Annotated in this window: 18 protein-coding genes; 8 read left to right on the top strand and 10 right to left on the bottom strand. The window is 74.8% G+C overall.

Annotated features, from left to right (window positions below; genetic code table 11):
* The first annotated feature begins 34 nt into the window (after window positions 1–34).
* From JQN70_RS12185 to JQN70_RS12175, 3 genes are all read left to right on the top strand, one after another.
* On the top strand, window positions 35–997 hold the full coding sequence (locus JQN70_RS12185) for a helix-turn-helix transcriptional regulator (RefSeq protein WP_204131626.1): 963 nt from the start codon (window positions 35–37) through the stop codon (window positions 995–997).
* Window positions 994–1,509, top strand: a complete 516-nt coding sequence (locus JQN70_RS12180) for a putative immunity protein (protein ID WP_204131625.1) — start codon at window positions 994–996, stop codon at window positions 1,507–1,509. The genes JQN70_RS12185 and JQN70_RS12180 overlap by 4 nt, the downstream gene beginning before the upstream one ends.
* A gap of 89 nt (window positions 1,510–1,598) precedes the next feature.
* On the top strand, window positions 1,599–2,228 hold the full coding sequence (locus tag JQN70_RS12175) for a peroxiredoxin (RefSeq protein WP_204131624.1): 630 nt from the start codon (window positions 1,599–1,601) through the stop codon (window positions 2,226–2,228).
* On the opposite strand, the gene JQN70_RS12170 is transcribed toward JQN70_RS12175, so the two are convergent.
* The 10 genes from JQN70_RS12170 to JQN70_RS12125 form a co-directional block, all read right to left on the bottom strand.
* On the bottom strand, window positions 2,198–2,713 hold the full coding sequence (locus JQN70_RS12170; RefSeq protein WP_204131738.1) for a metallophosphoesterase family protein: 516 nt from the start codon (window positions 2,711–2,713) through the stop codon (window positions 2,198–2,200). The genes JQN70_RS12175 and JQN70_RS12170 overlap by 31 nt on opposite strands.
* 20 nt (window positions 2,714–2,733) lie before the next feature.
* Window positions 2,734–2,889 carry a DUF2256 domain-containing protein gene (locus JQN70_RS12165; RefSeq protein WP_204131737.1) on the bottom strand — a complete coding sequence of 52 codons (156 nt, stop codon included), beginning with the start codon at window positions 2,887–2,889 and terminating at the stop codon, window positions 2,734–2,736.
* Window positions 2,886–3,383 (bottom strand): hemerythrin domain-containing protein, encoded by a 498-nt coding sequence (locus JQN70_RS12160; protein WP_204131623.1) that lies wholly within the window; start codon window positions 3,381–3,383, stop codon window positions 2,886–2,888. Before JQN70_RS12160 ends, JQN70_RS12165 begins: the two co-directional genes overlap by 4 nt.
* Window positions 3,380–3,802, bottom strand: a complete 423-nt coding sequence (locus tag JQN70_RS12155; RefSeq protein WP_204131622.1) for a hypothetical protein — start codon at window positions 3,800–3,802, stop codon at window positions 3,380–3,382. Before JQN70_RS12155 ends, JQN70_RS12160 begins: the two co-directional genes overlap by 4 nt.
* 47 nt (window positions 3,803–3,849) lie before the next feature.
* Window positions 3,850–5,469: an ABC-F family ATP-binding cassette domain-containing protein gene (locus JQN70_RS12150; protein ID WP_307835949.1), complete on the bottom strand. Its 1,620-nt coding sequence runs from the start codon at window positions 5,467–5,469 to the stop codon at window positions 3,850–3,852.
* 157 nt (window positions 5,470–5,626) lie between these two features.
* Window positions 5,627–8,434 carry a sugar-binding protein gene (locus JQN70_RS12145; RefSeq protein ID WP_204131621.1) on the bottom strand — a complete coding sequence of 936 codons (2,808 nt, stop codon included), beginning with the start codon at window positions 8,432–8,434 and terminating at the stop codon, window positions 5,627–5,629.
* 40 nt (window positions 8,435–8,474) lie between these two features.
* Entirely contained in the window at window positions 8,475–9,302 is an 828-nt protein-coding gene (locus tag JQN70_RS12140) for a carbohydrate ABC transporter permease (protein WP_204131620.1), read from the bottom strand.
* Entirely contained in the window at window positions 9,302–10,243 is a 942-nt protein-coding gene (locus tag JQN70_RS12135; RefSeq protein ID WP_204131619.1) for a carbohydrate ABC transporter permease, read from the bottom strand. Before JQN70_RS12135 ends, JQN70_RS12140 begins: the two co-directional genes overlap by 1 nt.
* Window positions 10,240–11,601 carry an extracellular solute-binding protein gene (locus JQN70_RS12130; protein ID WP_204131618.1) on the bottom strand — a complete coding sequence of 454 codons (1,362 nt, stop codon included), beginning with the start codon at window positions 11,599–11,601 and terminating at the stop codon, window positions 10,240–10,242. Before JQN70_RS12130 ends, JQN70_RS12135 begins: the two co-directional genes overlap by 4 nt.
* The gene (locus JQN70_RS12125) at window positions 11,598–12,749 is read right to left on the bottom strand and encodes a carbohydrate kinase family protein (RefSeq protein WP_307835948.1); all 1,152 of its coding nucleotides are present in this window, start codon (window positions 12,747–12,749) and stop codon (window positions 11,598–11,600) included. Before JQN70_RS12125 ends, JQN70_RS12130 begins: the two co-directional genes overlap by 4 nt.
* Window positions 12,750–12,893: 144 nt before the next feature.
* Between JQN70_RS12125 and JQN70_RS12120 the strand changes: the two genes are divergently transcribed.
* The 5 genes from JQN70_RS12120 (at window position 12,894) to JQN70_RS12100 (ending at window position 17,295) form a co-directional block, all read left to right on the top strand.
* Window positions 12,894–13,655, top strand: coding sequence for a DeoR/GlpR family DNA-binding transcription regulator (locus tag JQN70_RS12120; RefSeq protein WP_204131616.1), 762 nt, complete (start codon window positions 12,894–12,896; stop codon window positions 13,653–13,655).
* Complete coding sequence (locus JQN70_RS12115; RefSeq protein WP_204131615.1) at window positions 13,652–15,004, top strand: 6-phospho-beta-glucosidase; 1,353 nt, start codon at window positions 13,652–13,654, stop codon at window positions 15,002–15,004. The genes JQN70_RS12120 and JQN70_RS12115 overlap by 4 nt, the downstream gene beginning before the upstream one ends.
* A gap of 196 nt (window positions 15,005–15,200) precedes the next feature.
* Window positions 15,201–16,196: a sensor histidine kinase gene (locus JQN70_RS20985; RefSeq protein WP_204131614.1), complete on the top strand. Its 996-nt coding sequence runs from the start codon at window positions 15,201–15,203 to the stop codon at window positions 16,194–16,196.
* The gene (locus JQN70_RS12105; RefSeq protein ID WP_204131613.1) at window positions 16,193–16,867 is read left to right on the top strand and encodes a response regulator; all 675 of its coding nucleotides are present in this window, start codon (window positions 16,193–16,195) and stop codon (window positions 16,865–16,867) included. The genes JQN70_RS20985 and JQN70_RS12105 overlap by 4 nt, the downstream gene beginning before the upstream one ends.
* 125 nt (window positions 16,868–16,992) lie before the next feature.
* On the top strand, window positions 16,993–17,295 hold the full coding sequence (locus tag JQN70_RS12100; protein ID WP_204131612.1) for an SHOCT domain-containing protein: 303 nt from the start codon (window positions 16,993–16,995) through the stop codon (window positions 17,293–17,295).
* Window positions 17,296–17,313 lie beyond the last annotated feature (18 nt).

Genomic DNA, 17,313 nt, shown 5'->3' with positions numbered 1-17,313 from the left:
GCGGACGGAACGCGTCCGTGATGACGATGGACCCGTGCGACCGGACACCAGCCCCGCGGCGCGGGCCCTCATCACGATGGAGGCGATCCAGGACGAGCCGGGCATCACCGCCGAGCGGCTCGCCGGACGGCTCGGGGTGTCCGCGCGGGCGGTGCGCCGCTACGTCGGCATCCTCCGCGACGCCGAGATCCCCGTCGAGTCCACCCGCGGCCCGGCCGGCGGCTACCGCCTGGGTCGCGGCACCCGGCTGCCGCCGCTCGTCTTCAGCAGCGCGGAGGCCCTCGGCCTCGTCATGGCCGTGCTCGACGGACACCACCCGACCTCCGACCCGGACGACGCGGTCGGTGCCGCCGTCGCCAAGCTGCTGCGCGCGATGCCGCAACGGGTCGCCGACCAGGCCGACGTCGTGCGCCGCACCACCGCCGCCGCCCCGGACCGCGGCGCCGCCCGGCCCGACCCCGGCACGACCGTCGCGCTCGTCCGTGCTCGAGCCGAACAGCGTTGTGTCACAGTGCTGTACCGGTCCGAGAACGGGCGGGAGTTCACGACCGAGGTCGAGCCCTGGGCGGTCGTGGTCCGCCACGGGCGCTGGTACCTCCTCTGCCGGTCGGTGCGCTCGGGCACGGTGCGCACGTACCGCGTCGACCGGGTGCAGACGGTCGAGCAGCTCGAGCGACCCTTCCGCCTCCCGGACGACCTCGACCCCGTCGCCGCGCTCGAGGAGCACCTCGCCGCCGGCTGGGAGCACCCGACCGAGGTGCTCGTCGGGGCACCCCTCGCCGAGGTCGTCTGGCTGCCCGGCACGCTCGGCCGGCTCGAGGCCGTCGACGAGCGGAGGACCCGGCTCGTCGGCACGACGAGCAACCTCGCCGACTACGCGCGCGACCTCGCCCGGCTCCCGGTGCCGTTCACGGTCGTCGGCGGGCCGGAGCTGCGCGCGGCCGTCGCGGCGCTCGCGCAGCGGCTCGCCGCGGCCGCCGAGGACGCGTCGGCGTGATCCTCCCGCCGGTGCGCGACCCGCGGATGGTCACCGTCCGCCGCGGCGGGACCCTCGCCGACGACGACCACCGGCTCCTCGCCCTCTGGGCGGCCGAGTGCGCCGAGCACGTGCTGCCCCTCGTGGAGACCGAGGTCCCCGGCGACGCCCGGCCCCGCGCCGCGCTCGCGGCCGTGCGCGGGTGGGCGCGGGGCGAGGTGCGGATGATGGACTCCCGGGCGGCCGGCGGGCACGCGATGGGGGCGGCCCGGCCGCTGCGCGGTGCCCCGCGCTTCGCCGCCTACGCCGCAGGGCAGGCCGCGTGCGTCCCCCACGTCGCCGAGCACGACCTCGGGGCCGCCGCCTACGCCCTCAAGGCCGTCGTCGCCGCAGCACCCGCCGGTGCGGGCGACCGCGAACGGCTCCGCGAGCTGGCGTGGCAGCGGGCGCACCTTCCCGACGAGGTCCGGGACCTCGTCCTCGAGGACATGGTGCGGCGCGACGAGCTCTGCTGGTCCCTCTTCTCGTCCTGAGGCCGTTGTCCGGATCCCGGGCAGGTTGAGACGATCTCGGCGACGATTGGATAACGTCGGGCCATACGTATCCGAACAAGGAGTTATCGATGCCCCTCCGCCTCGGCGACACCGCCCCCGACTTCGACGCCGACACCACCGCCGGCCCGATCTCGTTCCACGACTGGAAGTCCGGCGCGTGGGCCGTGCTCTTCAGCCACCCGGCCGACTTCACGCCGGTGTGCACCACCGAGCTCGGGCGCACCGCGGCGCTGTCCGCCGAGTTCGCCAAGCGCAACGCCAAGCCGATCGCGGTGTCGGTGGACTCGGTCGAGGACCACCGGCGCTGGGTGCCGGACATCGCCGAGGTCGGTGGGGTCGAGGTCGACTTCCCGATCGTCGCCGACCAGGACCGCGCCGTCGCGCAGGCCTACGACATGATCCACCCCGGCGAGGGCGACACCTCGACCGTCCGCTCGGTCTTCCTCGTCGACCCGGCCGACAAGGTGCGCCTCACCATCACCTACCCGAAGTCGGTGGGGCGCAACTTCTCCGAGATCCTCCGGGCCCTCGACGCACTGCAGCAGACCGATGCCGCGCCGGTCTCCACGCCCGCCGAGTGGACGCCGGGCGAGCGCGTCATCGTCGCGCCCACCGTGTCCACCGAGGATGCCCGCGAGCGCTTCGCCAACGTCGACGAGGTCAAGCCCTACCTGCGCTTCGCCGACGCCCCGGCCTGACGGCTCGGCGGCGCCAACCGGTGCAGCCGGACGTCGTGGATGCCGCCCGCCTCGAGGCGCAGCGTCATCCACGTGAAGTCCGGCTGCGCCCGGCGGTCGGTCGGCGATCCGGGGTTGAGCAGGCGCAGGCCGTCGTGCTCGGTGTCCCAGGGGATGTGGCTGTGCCCGAACACGAGCAGGTCGACGCCTGGGTACCCGGAGCGCATCCGCTGCTCGCGTCGGTCGCGGCCACCGGTCTCGTGGACGACGGCGATCCGCACGCCCTCGACGGTCGCGCGGGCGACCTCGGGCAGGCGCGCGCGCAGGCCGGGGCCGTCGTTGTTGCCCCAGCACGCGAGGAGCCGGGTGCTGCGGGCCTCGAGCGCGTCGAGCGTCGGCTCGTCGACCCAGTCGCCGGCGTGGACGACGAGGTCGGCCGCGTCGACCGCCTCCCACAGCGCCGCCGGCAGGTCCTTCGCCCGCTTCGGCAGGTGGGTGTCGCCCATGAGGAGGACGTCGGTACCGGTCACGCCTCCACCCTGCCAGCGCCGGGTCGGCCGCGACGGCAGGCCTCCGAGCAGTAGCGGACCTCGTCCCAGTCGCGGGCCCACTTCCTCCGCCACGTGAACGGGCGGCCGCAGGTCGCGCAGACCTTCGTCGGCAGGTCGCCCTTGCGCGTCATCCGCGCCACGACGGCCTCCAGAAGTCGGGCCCGAGGGCCGGCCGGTCGTCGTCCGGGCGGCCGGGTGAGAGCTCGTCGAGCACCGGGACCAGCACTCGCTCCTCGAACCGGAAGTGGCTCTCCATGATCGCGTCGAGGCCCTCGAGGTGGCGGACGAGGACGGCGGGCGCGGCCTCGTCGTCGCAGGCCCGGGCCAGGTCGGCGAGGAGGGTGGCCACCGCGCGGTGGTCCTGGGTGAGCCGCTCGACGACGTCGGCGAGGTCCGGACGGGTGGCGAGCAGCCAGGGGAAGAGGGTGTCGTCCTCGCGCCGGTGGTGGGTGTCGAGGACGCCGCAGAAGGTGCGGCACCGGGTGACCGGGTCGCTCGCCAGGGCGCTCGCGCCGGTGGACGGGTCGAGCCCGTCGCGGGCGTCTTCGAGCACGTCGCGGATCCGGTCGTGCAGATCGCGCAGCTCGCGGCCCAGGGCGACGACGCGTCGGTCCGTACCGGTCATCCGCCCACGGTAGACGGCACCCGACGACCGCGAGCCGCTCGCAGCCCGAGGGAGACGAGAGCGACAACGGCAGCACCGAAGGACGCGCCGAGCAGCACGAGCACCGCGCCCACGACGAAGAGGCCGGTCTCGTCGGAGGCCGCGGCGTCGACCGTCCACGCGGCGGTGAAGGCCGGGGGCACGACCGCGAGCAGCCACGGCGAGACGAGCACGCCGGCGACCACCCCCGCGACGAGGAGGGTGAGCGCGCACCCCACCACCTGCCAGGCCTCGTAGGGGCCGGAGGCGACCCCGGTGGCCGGGTCGACCTGGTACTCGTGGTCCCAGCCGACCCAGACGAACCACGCCGCGGCGCTCGCGGCGGCGAGGACGCCGGCGGCGCCGAGGAGCCGGAGGGGGGAGGGTCGGGTCGGCGTCATGTCGCGAGCATCGCCGCCGGCCGGGCGTCCGGCGAGAGCACCGGTACTCAGCGGGAGTCGAGGGAGATCGTGCGTCCCGTCCACCGCCGCCGCAGCCACCGGTCGTGCGAGGCGACGAGGATCGTGGCGGGCGAGGCGTCGACGGCCGCCTCGAGCTCGTCGACGAGGGTGAGCGACAGGTGGTTCGTCGGCTCGTCGAGGAGCAGGACGTCCGGCCGGGCGAGGACGACGAGGGCCAGCGCCAGCCGGCGCTGCTGACCGAGGCTGAGGTCGCCGACCGGGCGCGCGACGTCGCGGGGGTGGACGAGGCCGAGGGGCAGCAGGGCGGCGCGGGCATCCTCGACGGCCACCCCGAGCGCCGCGGCGACGAGGACCTGGGGCGAGCGGCGCGGGTCGGGGAACGCGGTGTCCTGGGCGAGGCGCGCGACCCGGCCGCCGACCTCGACCCCCCGGTGCCGCCCGGGCTCCGCGAGCGCGCGCAGCAGGGTCGACTTGCCGGACCCGTTGCGGCCGGTGACGAGGACGTGCTCCCCGGCGGCCACGTCCAGGCGGGCCAGCTGGAGCCGGCCGGGGACGACGAGGTCGCGGACGCGGAGGCCTGCGTCACCGCCCCCGGCGCGGCCGAGGTCGACGTCGAGGCGCAGCGGCGCCGGCGGGCGCGGCACGGGGTCGCGCTCGATGCGCAGGAGCCGCTGCTCGGCGTCGCGCGCTCGGCGCCGCGCGGCGGTCTGCACCCGGGAGCCCCTGAAGGCGTGGATGAACTTGTCGTTGTCGGTCGGTCCCCGGCCGTGGGCCACCGACGACTCGCGCGTCTCGGCCCGTCCGCGCAGGTCGGCGACGAGCTCGCGCTGCTCGAGCCACTCCGCCTCCCAGCGCCGGCGGGCCGCGGCCTTGGCGGCGCGGTGCTCGGCGAACGAGCCGGTCCACGTCGCGCCGCCGACGCCGTCGGTCCCGCGGTGGCGCGGGTCGAGGTCGACGACGCCGGTGCAGGCACGTTCGAGCAGCACGCGGTCGTGGCTCGCGACGAGGACCGCGCCGGGCATCGCGACGAGCTCGGACTCGAGGAAGTCGAGCGCGTCGTCGTCGAGGTGGTTGGTCGGCTCGTCGAGCAGGAGGGCATCGGGCCGGCGGACGAGGAGGGCGGCCAGGGCGAGGCGCGAGCGCTGGCCGCCGCTCGTCCGGGCCACCGGGCGGTCGTGGGGCAGCGCCTCGAGCCCGAGCCGGTGCGCGGCGACCTCGGCCCGGCGGTCGGCGTCCCACGCCTCGCGGGCCACGGCCCGGGACAGGGCGTCGTCGTAGGACGCGGAGGCGGCGGCGTCGTCCGGATGCGCACCGACGTGGGTCGCGAGCCGCTCGACCTCGGCCGCGAGCCGGTGCAGCGGGGCCAGGGCGTCGCGCAGCACCTCGCCGACCGTCGCCCCGGGGTCGAGGCCGCCGTCCTGCGGCAGGTACCCGAGGTCGGCGGGCGTCGTCACCGACCCGGCCGACGGCGTGAGGACGCCGGCCGCACAGGCCAGGAGGGTGGACTTGCCGGAGCCGTTCTCGCCGACGAGGCCGACGCGGTGGCCGGGGGGCACGGTGAGCGAGACGCCGTCGAGGACGGGGCGCCCGTCGAAGGTCATCGAGAGGTCGCGGACGACGACGGGGGCGGTGGGGGACGGTGACACGGGAGGCTCCACGCGGGTGCGGCGGGCGCTCGCCGGGCGGGGCCTCGGGCGCGAGCGGGGTGCGTGGGTCAGCTCTCCATGTCCCGGCCACCGTACCCCGGCGTGCAGGGTCGGCGGCAACCGCATTCCGGCCCGGCCCGTGTCGGGGGCGTGCCGGTCAGCGCACCCGGGCCACCGAGGCGAGCGTGCCGCCGCGCCGGTCGAGCCAGCCGACGTAGACCTTCGCGTCCCGCCCGAGCGCCCGGTCGAGGGTGACCTTCACCTCCGGACGGCCGGCTCGCACCTCGACGGTGCGGGTGCCCACGGTGCCGTCGCGGTTGACGACGACGACGTGCGCCGTGCCGGCCGCGTTGGCCCGCAAGCGGGCCGTCACCGACGACCGCCCGGCCGAGGCCTTCTCGACCCAGCCGGCGTCCGTCGACCGGCTCGCCGGGTCACCGGCCAGCGGCACGTCGACGCGCACCGCCTGGGCCAGGCTCGGCGGGCTGTCGAGCGAGGACAGCGCCGTGAGCGGGATGACGGGCTCGGGTGCCTCGGTGGGACGTCCGGCCGGTGGCGTGTACCCCGGCAGGGTCGCGACGCCCCAGCGGTACGGGTCGCCCTGCACGCCACCCCAGGTCGACCAGCCGATGCGGGTCTGGCCGGTCTTGTCCTGGGTGTCCGAGTCGTAGACGAACACGTCGAGCCCGAGGTGCTCGGGGTCGACCGCGCCGGGGAGCTCGGACATCGGGATGGACACCTCGACGGTGTACCCGTCGTAGGGCTGGTTCACGACCGACGCGACCTTCATGCCCGGTGCCGTCTCGGCGGCCGGGCCCTGGTGGTTGTCGGCGTCGCGCAGGCCGCAGGCGGTCCCCTCGGCGGTGACCGGCAGGACGGCGGCCTTGAACGTCGTCGACGTGTTCTCGCTGTCGCCCCGCGGGTCGACGGCGATCTCGACGGAGTCGGTGCGCCAGTGCCGCTTGCAGTCGGCCGCGGCGAGCTTCGTCCCGAGGACGTCGTCGGTCACGTGCACGAGGACGTTGAGCGTGTCGTCGTGCCACGCGACCTTCCCGGTCGCCGAGCAGTCGGCCGCGGACGAGCAGGCCGTCCCCTCCCAGAGCCGGGAGAGGTCGAGCTCCTCACCCGGGTACTCGCCGGACGACTCGACGCCGTCGACCACCGGTGCGGCAGAGGCCTGCTCGATGGTCGTCGTCGGCACGAGCTCCAGGGCGGCGGACGTCGTCGCCGTGCCGGCCCGCGTCGTCGTGACGATCGAGTACGCGTAGTCACCGGCCGCCGCGCCCGGCGTGCCGCCGGCGTTCGACGTCGGCAGCGACGCGTCGGTGTTCGTCACCGTGAAGGTCACCGATCCGTCGGCTCCCGCGGCGAGCGGTCCGTAGGGGGCGCTCGCCGGCTCGGCGGAGAACCCGGCCGGCAGGTCGAGCGACACGGTGCCGGCGTCCTCACGGGTCCCGTTGGAGTGCAGGTCGACCCGCACTTCACGCGTCCCGCCGGACGGCAGGGACAGGACGGGCGTCACGGTGCCGCTCAGCTGGGGCTGGTGGGCCACGGCGGGCGCCCAGTCCTCGAAGGCCGCGACCTGCGGGAGCAGCTGCGGACGGGCGGTCACGGTGGGGACGACCTCGACGACCCGGTCCGAGTAGCCCGCGCCGACCCGCGTCGAGAGGCGTGCCGCGATGCGCTGCCGCTCGCTGGCCGTCGCGTCGGCGGCCGGGGTCACCCGGAACGAGCGGGTGACCGTCCGCCCGGGCTTCACCGTGCCCAGCCGGCCGTCGCCGCGCGCGGTCCATCCCTCGGGGAGGTCGAGCGCCACCGACGAGCCGGGGAGGGCGCGCTTCGGCGCGGTGACCGAGACCGTCGCGGTGAACGGGGCGCCCGCGAGGACCCCGAAACGGTCCGTGGTGACGCGCAGCCCGGTACCCAGCGGCACCGCACCCTTCTGCTGCACCGTCGCCCCGGCCAGCGCGGACGACGGCCGCTGCGCGGCAGCCGTCCCCGGCTCGGCGAAGGGCACCCGGGAGTCGATCTGCCGGAAGAGGTCGCAGCCGATCTGCGCCGGGTCGGTGGGGACGTCGGGGAAACCGGCCCAGCCCTGCGAGGCGTACTGCCGCTGGGCGTCACGCTCGACCGCGGCCCACGTGCGACCGTCCGCGGCCTTCGCGCCGGCCCAGACGCCGTACACGGTCTGGGTCGGGTCCTTCGGCGTCAGCTGCGCCATGCACTGCGACCCGGTGGGTGCGGTGGCCGTGCCGCGGTTGAGCAGCTTCGCCGGCGCCCAGGGATGCAGTCCCTCCGACCGGATCTGCTCGGGGAAGCGCTTCGGGTCGGCGGCGGCCTCGAAGGCCTCGGTCGCGAGCCGCGCGGCGTCCTGGTGGTTGCCGTGGTTGCCGGGCGAGGGTGCAGGGTCCATCGTGAAGAGGATCTCGGGACGCGTCTGGCGGATGACCCGGACGACCTTGCCGAGGACCTGGTCGTGGTCCCAGACCTGCTGGGTCAGGGCGTCGCTCACGGTGTAGAAGAAGTCGACCTCGTCGAGGTTGAAGACCTCGGTGATGCCCGCGCGCCCGACGGCCGAGCGTTCCTCCTTCTCGCGCAGCAGGCCGAGCGGCGGACCCTCCTCGGGCCCGACGGCGTTGCCGCCGCCCTCACCGCGGGTGACGGTGACGACGCCGGTGCGCAGGCCGTTCTCGTGACCCCACTCGCCGAAGGCCGACAGCGAGCCCGCCTCGTCGTCGGGGTGCGCGCCGATGAAGAGGGCGCCGAGGTCGACCGGCCGGCCCGCCGAGGTGGTGGCGTGCGGCGGTGCGGACGACCCGTGGCCGTCGTGCCCACCGTGCCCGTCGTGGTCACCCGCCGTCGCGGCACCCGCCGCGCCGGCGCCGGTGAGGGCGAGGGCGGCCGCGACGGCGAGCGTCGCCGCCCTCCTCGCGGACGCGCGTGGTCTACTCGTGAACCTGGTCATCATCGACCTCTTCCCTGTCGCGGAACGGTTTTCCCCTGCCCTACTCCCGGACTGCCCCCTCGAGCATCCCGGCGATGAAGTGGCGCTGCAGGAACAGGTAGAGCACGACGACCGGCGTCGCGACGATGCACGCCCCGGCCGCGAGCAGGGTGAAGCCCTGCGTGTACTGCCCCTGGAAGAACGCCAGACCGAGCGGCGCGGTGCGCAGCGACTCGGAGACGACCATGACGAGGGGGACGAGGAACTCGTTCCACGTCCACATGAAGGTGAGCACGGTGAGCGTGACGACCGCCGGCCGGGCGAGCGGCACGAGCACCTGCCAGAGGATGCGCCACGTCGACGCGCCGTCGAGCCGCGCCGCCTCGACGATCGAGCGGCTCGAGGAGCGGAACCAGGCCCGCATCCAGAAGGTCCCGAAGGCCACCGACTGCGCGATCTGCGGCAGCAGCAGGGCCCAGACGGTGTCGGTGAGCCCGAGGTCGCGCAGGTCGTAGTACAGCGGCACGAGGACCGCCTCGCTCGGCATCATGATGCCGACGAGGAAGAGGTAGAACAGGGCCGTCGAGCCGCGGAAGCGCATCGTGCCCAGCGCGTACCCGCTGAGCAGCGAGAGCACGACGCTGACGACGACGACGGTGCCCGAGACGAGCACGCTGGTGCGCAGGTAGCTGCCGAACCGCCCCTGGTCCCAGGCGGTGACGAAGTTCTCGGGGTGCAGGCCGAGCACGCCGCCGCCGACCGACCCGCCGGCGGCGTCGTCCGGCCCGAGCGCCGCGAGGAGCACGGTGAGCACCGGCCAGAGGGCGAAGACCGCGAAGGCCACGAGGACGACGTAGTTGGCGGTGCGCTCGCCGCGGGAGACACGCATCAGCGGTCCCGCTCCGCGATCCGGGTGATGCCGAACGAGATCGCGAAGATGACGAGCGTGAGCACGACGGCGATGGCGGCCGCCGACCCGACCCGTCCCTGCTGGAAGGCGCGGTTGTACACCTCGTACGACGGCACCGAGGTGCTCGTGCCGGGCCCGCCCCGGGTCGTCACGTAGACGAGGTCGAAGGTGCGCAGGGCGGCGATGACGGTGAGTGTCAGGGCGACCGAGATCTCGCCGCGCAGCGCCGGCAGGGTGACGGTGACGAACTCGCGCACCGGCCCGGCGCCGTCGAGCCGGGCCGCCTCGTAGAGCTCGGTCGGGATCTTGCCGGTGCCGGCGAGCAGCAGCACGGTGACGAGCCCGATCTCGAACCACGTGCCGACAAGCCCGACGGCGGGCAGCGCGGCGGTGTAGTCGCCCAGCCAGCCGCGGGTCAGGCCGTCGAGCCCGATCGCCCGGAGGAGGTCGTTGACGCTGCCGTCGGGGGAGTACATCCGCCGCCACGCGACGGCGATGACGACCATCGCGACGACCTGCGGGAGGAAGACGACGGTGCGGAAGAACCCGAGCCCCCGCACCTGCGCCCGGGACAGGATCGCCGTGAGCACCAGCCCGACGAGCAGCGGCAGCAGCGCGTAGAAGGCGATGAGCACGAGGGCGTGCCCGAACGACGCCCGCAGGGCCGGGTCGGTGACGACGTCGGCGTAGTTGTCGAGGCCGGCCCACGTCGCGAGGGTGTTGCCGTTCCAGTCGTAGAGCGAGATCTGGACCGCCCGCAGCAGCGGGTAGAGGAGGAACGCGGCGTAGACGAGCAGGGCCGGCAGCACGTAGAGCCAGCCGACCGCGCGCGGCTCCCCGGGGGGCCCGCCGCCGCGTCGGCGCCGGGCCCGCTCCGGGGTCCGCGTGCGGTCCTCGGCCGCGACCGCCGTGTCCGTCATCCGTTCTGGGCGACGAAGTCGCCGTAGTCCTTCTGGACGGTCTCGAGGAACTGCTCGGGCGTCGCCTTCTTCGCGAGGAGGTCCTGGAGCGCCGCCCCGAGGGTGTCGGCCATCGTCGGCGTCGCGTAGTCGAGGTACGGGACGAGGGCGTCGTCCTCGACGGCGGTGCCGAACGCGGTGAAGACGTCCTGCCCGATGGCGCTCGGCGCCTTCTGGTCGGCGGTGTCGGCGACCGGGAGGTTCTCGGTCTTGGCGAGGACGCCCATCGCGTCCTTGCTCGTGATGAAGTCGATGTACGCCGCGGCGGCGTCGGGGTTCTTCGTCTTGCTGGACACCGCCCACGGGATGCCGGTGCCGCCGGTCGCCGCCGGGGTCGCCTGGGCCTTGGGCGGCAGGACGAAGGTCAGGTCGTCACCCATCGCCTTGCCGAGGTCGGCCTGGAGCCAGGTGCCGGCGATGAGGTAGGCGCCCTTGCCCTTCGAGAACTCCTGCCACGCCGGGTCGTAGCCGAGGCCGTTGACGTCCTTGGAGAAGTAGCCCTTGTCGACCCAGTCGACGAGGGTCTGGGCGGCCTCGGTGTTCTCCGGGGTCGTCCAGCTGCCGCCCTTCTGCCCGAACCCGAGCTGGCGGATCTGGTCGGCCGGCGTGGTCTGCGCCTGGACGGTGCCGAAGACGTGGATGGCCGGCCACTTGTCGAGGTTGCCGAGGACGAGCGGCTGCTGGCCGGCGTCCTTGACCTTCTGGAGGCTGGCCTCGAAGCCGGCCCAGTCGGTGGGGACCTCGGACACCCCGGCCTTGGCGAGCACGGCCTTGTCCGCGTAGACGCCGACGACCTCGCCGACCTGCGGGAGGCCGTAGAGGTTCCCGGTGCCGAAGGTCTTGCCGTCCTCGGAGTAGCTCGAGTACTTGCGGACCGACTCGGGGTAGCGGTCGGTCCACTTGTACGCGTCGGCGTAGCGGTCGAGCGGCAGCAGCTGCCCGGCCTGGACGAACTTGCCCATGTCCGGGCGGCCGTTGTTGGCCTGGAAGACGTCCGGCGGGGTGTTGCCGGAGAGAGCGAGGCCGAGGGTCGTCTTGAGGTCGTCGAACGAGCGGGTGACCCGCTTGAGCGTGATGTTCGGGTACTTCGCCTGGAACTCCTTGTTGAGCTCCTCGATCTGCGCCGCCTGGCCGCCGCGGACCTCCTGGTCCCACACGGTGAGCGTGACCTGCCCCATCGAGGCGGGGTCGGTGTTGACCTGGCCGGACTGCGAGGCGGTGGAGCCCTCGCTGCTGTTCGAACCCGGGGTGCAGGCCGTCAGCGCGAGCGCGCCGAGCATCCCGGCGGCGATCAGGGTGGTCGTGGGTCGTCTCCTCATGCGGGCTCTCCTCTGGTGGTGGCGGCGGGGCGGTAGCCCTCGACGTCGACGTGGCGGGCGATGGTTGCGGTGGCGCGGCGCTCGGCGCCGATGGGGACCTCGGGCACCACCGCGTCGAGGAACTCGTACCGGCGGCGGAGCGAGCGGTGGTAGCTGTCGGTGGCGGCGCCGTCGCGCAGGTGGTGCCACCAGTCGGCGATGTCGCCCCAGCCCGGGGCCGCGAGCGAGCCCCCGAAGTGCTGGACGGCCAGCGCCGAGCAGAGGGCCGCGAACCCGATGCGTTGCGAGAGCGGCCAGCCGGCGACGGTGCCGAGCACGACGGCCGCCCCGAAGACGTCGCCGGCTCCGGTGGGGTCGAGGGCGTCGACGCGCAGTGCCGGCACGACGGCCTCCTCGCCGGTGCGGGAGTCGATGGCCAGCGCGCCCTCCTCGCCGTTGGTGACGACGGCGAGCGGCACGAGGTCGGCGAGCACGTAGAGCGCCTCGTTCGGGGTGCGCGTGCGCGTGTAGGCCATCGCCTCGACGGCGTTGGGCAGGAACGCGTCACAGACGACGAGCTGGTCGAGCACGTCCTTGGGCCACCGCCCGGAGGGGTCCCACCCGACGTCGGCGAAGACGAGCGCCCCGGCGTCGCGGGCCTTCTCGACCCAGGTCGGCTCGGTGCCGCCGGTGAGCGGGCGTCCCGGCGCCAGCTCGGCCATCACCGCGCGCGAGCGGGGCGGCTCGCCGATGAGGGCCGTGGCGTCGAGCGGGGGCGCGTGGCCGTGGCTGACCATGCCCCGGTCGCGGTCGACGGCCATCGAGACGGTGACGGGGGAGTGCCATCCCTCGAAGCGGCGGGACCGGCTGAGGTCGACCCGCTCCTCGTCGGCGAGGGTCTCCCAGCAGAAGTCGCCGTACGCGTCGTCGCCGAAGGCCGCGGCGAGCGAGGTGCGCAGGCCGAGCCGGCGGGCCGCGACGGCGAGGTTGGCGATGCCGCCGGGGCACGACCCCATGCCGGTGGCCCAGACCTCCTGGCCGCCGTCGGGCAGCGCCTCGAGACCGGTCATGATGATGTCGAGGAAGACCGTGCCCCAGACGAAGACGTCGCACTCGGGGTCGCCGTCGCGGCGCACGGGGGCGAGCGGGTCGAAGGCCGGGGTGGGCACGGCGGTCGTCTCCTCGGTTCCGGAGGGGCATCGGCGGTGAGGCCGCCAGCATGCACCCGTCCGGGGCCGCGTGGTGCTCTCCGGTGCACACAAATGTGCACACGTCATCACTCCGTGACGATTTCTGATCGCTATGGTGGGCGCATGCGGGCAGCGCGGCAGCAGTCGATCGTCGGGAGACTGCGCGCTCGGGGGAGTGCGTCGACCGAGGAGCTCGCCGGCCTGTGCGGCGTGTCCATCGCCACCGTCCGCCGCGACCTCATCGAGCTCGAGCGGCTCGGGGCGCTGCGGCGGGTGCACGGTGGGGCGGTCACCCACGGCGTCGCCGACGCCGACGCCGTCCGCGGGTTCGCCGAGGTCGCGGCCACCGACGCCGCCGAGAAGACCGCGGTGGCCCGTCGCGCCGCCGGGCTCGTCGCCGACGGCGACTGCGTCGTCCTCGACATCGGGACGACGACCATGCTCCTGGCCCGCGAGCTGCGCGGCCGCCCCGTCACGGTCGTCACCGCGAGCCTCGCCGTCCTCGACGTCCTCCGGGGTGACGAGGCCGTCGAGCTCATCCTCCTCGGCGGCGTCGTGCGCCGGACCTACCACTCGCTCGTGGGCTCGCTCACCGAGGACGCGCTGCGGCAGGTGCACGGCACGACGGTCTTCCTCGGGGCGAGCGGGGTGCGTTCGGACGGAACGGTTCTCGACACGACGGCGGTCGAGGTGCCGGTGAAGCGCGCCCTGCTCGGTGCTGCCGACACCTCGGTCCTGCTCGTCGACGCGCACAAGCTGCCGGGCACGGGGTCGCTGAGGGTCTGCGACGCCGGGGCCGTCGACGTGCTCCTGACGAACGAGGGGGCCGACGCCGCGACGCTCGCCGCCTGCCGCGCCGCCGGCACCGAGGTGGTCCTCGCGTGAGGCTCGCGATGCTGGGCGGCGGGGGCTTCCGTACGCCGCTCGTCTACGGCGCGCTGCTGCGCGACGCCCACGAGCGACGGGTCGACGAGGTGTGGCTGCACGACGTCGACGAGGACCGGCTGGCCGCCATCCGGCAGGTGCTCGACGAGATGGCCACCGCGCACGACGACCCCCCGGTGGTGCACGCCAGCACCGACCTCGACACCGCGCTCGAGGGCTCGGACTTCGTCTTCTCGGCGATCCGGGTCGGCGGGCTCGAGGGCCGCACGGCCGACGAGCGGGTCGCCCTCGACCTCGGACTGCTCGGGCAGGAGACCACGGGTCCGGGCGGGCTGTCGTTCGGGCTCCGCACCGTGCCCGTCGCCCTGCACGTGGCCCGGCGCGTGGCGGCCGTCGCCCCCGACGCGTGGGTCATCAACTTCACGAACCCCGCGGGGATGATCACCGAGGCGATGCAGTCGGTCCTCGGCGACCGGGTGGTGGGCATCTGCGACAGCCCGATCGGGCTGGGGCGCAGGGCAGCCGCCACGCTCGGCATCGACCCTGCCGAGACGGTCGTCGACTACGTGGGGCTCAACCACCTCGGCTGGCTGCGGGGCGTGTCGCACGGTGGGCGCGACGTCCTCCCGGACCTGCTGGCCGACGACGTGCTGCTCGGGTCGATGGAGGAGGGGCAGCTCTTCGGCCTCGACTGGCTGCGCACGCTCGGGGCGGTGCCCAACGAGTACTTGTACTACTACTACTTCACCCGCGACGCGGTGCGCTCGATCACCGGGTCCGGGCAGACGCGGGGTGAGTACCTCCTCGAGCAGCAGCGCGCCTTCTACGCCGGGCTGTCCGGACACGGTTCCCACGCAGGGGCACTGGCCGAGTGGGACCGGGTGCGGATGGAGCGCAACGCCACGTACATGAAGGAGGCGCGCGACGCCGACGAGGAGCGCGACGAGGCCGACGTGCAGGGCGGCGGGTACGAGGGGGTCGCGCTGGCCATCATGGCGGCCATCTCCCGCGGCGAGCCGGCCGAGCTCATCCTCGACGTCCGGAACGGCGGGACGGTCGCCGGCCTGCCGGACGACGCGGTGGTCGAGGTGCCGTGCACCGTCGACGCCGCCGGGCCGCGGCCGCACCCCGTGTCGCCGCTCGTCGGGCACCCTCTCGGGCTCGTGCAGCAGGTCAAGGCCGTCGAGCGGCTCGTCATCGAGGCGTCCACGACCGGGTCGGAGCAGCGGGCCGTCGAGGCCTTCGCGCTGCACCCCCTCGTCGACTCCGTGACGGTGGCCCGCGAGCTGCTCGCCGGGTACCGCGCCCGCATCCCCGCCGTCGACGCCGTCTTCCGCCCCCGTCCCTGACCTGTGCCCCGCCCCCGTCACCGACCTGTCCCCGCGCTTCTCCCGGCTTTGTGGGGGCACGTCCGCTCACCGTCCGCGTGTCGGCGGGTCTCTCCCCACGAGGTCGGGAAGGCGCGGCGGCGTACCGCCGCGGGTGCACGCCCGGATACTCCGCCGGGACGACGACGCGAGGCCGCGGCCCGGCTACGGTCGGACGGTGGACCCCCGGTGGCGTGAGCGCGGCGGGCCGCCGGCCTGGCTCCCGGCGGTGCCGCTCGCGGCGGTCGCGCTCGTCCTCCAGCTCGGGGGCTCGCTCGGCCGGGCCGCACGGGACGGCACGCAGGTCGGCTGGGGCGGGGTGCTGCTGCTCGTCGCCGGCCCGCTGTCCATCGCCCTCCTGTCGCGCTTCCCGCTCGTGCCGCTCGGGGTCTCCATCTCGGCCGCGCTGGCCTACGTCGCCACCGGCGAGCCCGTCGGGCCGGTGTTCGCCGCCCCCGTGGCCGCCCTGCTCGTTGAGGGCATCCGGCGTCGGCGCGAGCGCTTCTCGCGGGTGCGGGACGAGCGGCGCGACCGGGTCGAGCGGGCCCGGTCCGAGGAGCGCATCGCGATGGCCCGCGACCTCCACGACACCCTCGGGCACAGCCTCACCCTCATCAACGTGCAGTCCGGGGCCGCGCTGCACGCCTTCGACCGCGACCCCGACAACGCCCGGCAGGCCCTGGCCACGGTCAAGGCCGAGTCGCACCGCGCCCTCGAGGAGGTGCGCCGCGTGCTCGACGCCGTCCGCGACCCCGGGGCCGCCGCGGCGGTGCGTCCCGGGCCCGCGCTGACCGACGTGGCGGACCTCGTGGCCGCCGACCCGGGCTTCGGGTGGCAGGTCGACGGGCTCGCCGACGTCGGGGCGCTGCCGGCGGCGGTCGATGCGGCCGCGTACCGCGTCGTCCAGGAGGCGATGACCAACGTCCGGCGGCACAGCGGTGCTCGTGGCGCGCGGATCATGCTGTCGCGGAACGAGTCCGGGCTGGTCGTCGAGGTCGTCGACCCGGGTCGGCAGGGCGCGGCCGTCGAGACCGGCGAGACCTCCGGCACCGGCCTCGTCGGGATGCGTGAGCGGGTCGAGCGGCTCGGGGGCACCCTCGAGTCGGGCGCGACGGGCTCCGGCCACCGGGTCCGGGCGGTCTTCCCGCTGTCCGGGGGAGGGGGTGGGCGGTGATCCGCGTCGTGCTCGTCGACGACCAGCCGTTGCTGCGCGCCGGATTCCGGATGATCCTCGACGGCGAGGACGACCTCGAGGTCGTCGGCGAGGCCGCCGACGGCGAGGTCGCCGTCGCCGTCGTCCGCGACACCCGGCCGGACGTCGTCCTCATGGACATCCGGATGCCGACGCGCGACGGCCTGTCGGCGACCGAGGAGATCTGCGCCGACGCCGCGCTCGCCGGGACCCGGGTCCTCGTCCTCACGACGTTCGAGCTCGACGAGTACGTCTTCGAGGCGCTGCGGGTCGGGGCGAGCGGCTTCGTCCTCAAGGACCTCGAGCCGGCCGACCTCATCATCGCCGTCCGGCAGGTCGCCGCCGGGGACGCGGCGCTCTCCCCGAGCGTCACGCGGCGCCTCCTCGAGCACGTGGCCGCCGGCGACGCCCGCCGGCCGCCGGTCGAGCAGGTCCGGGCGCTCGAGGCGCTGACCGGGCGCGAGCGCGAGGTCGTCGCCCTCGTCGGCGAGGGGCTGACGAACGACGAGATCGCAGGGCGGCTGTTCCTCTCGCCCGCGACCGCGAAGACGCACGTCAGCCGGGCGATGACCAAGGTCGGGGCCCGCGACCGGGCCCAGCTCGTCGTCCTCGCCTACGAGAGCGGGCTCGTGCGGCCGGGCTGGATGGCCTGACGGCGCGCGTACTCCCGGGGGAGCAGCGTGAGAGCCATCCCGGGGCCGACGCGCGAGCAGATCGGCCGGGGCGACGGTGGTGGCGTGACCGAGAGCCGGTCGCCGACCGACCGAGAGGACGCGCCATGACCGCGTTGACCGCACTCGCCACCCACCCGGGGCCGTACGCCGACGGAGGCTTCCACTGGTGGTTCCTGTTCTTCCCCTTCGGCTTCTTCCTGTTCTGGGTCCTGTTCTTCGTCGCCCTCCGGGGCCTGGTGTTCCGCCGCTGGGGCGGGCCGTGGGGCGGACCCGGACGCCCGGGGATGCACCGCGGGCCGGGCGCCGAGCAGGTGCTCGCCGGCCGCTTCGCCGCGGGGGACATCGACGAGCAGGAGTACCGCGCCCGCCTCGAGGTGCTCCGGGCCTCGCCGCCCACCCACGGCTGACGCGGCGCACCCCGCCGT

It is taken from the genome of Phycicoccus sonneratiae (genome assembly GCF_016887965.1).
In the GTDB taxonomy this organism is placed as follows: domain Bacteria; phylum Actinomycetota; class Actinomycetes; order Actinomycetales; family Dermatophilaceae; genus Phycicoccus; species Phycicoccus sonneratiae.
This window is presented reverse-complemented; position numbering and strand designations above follow the sequence as displayed.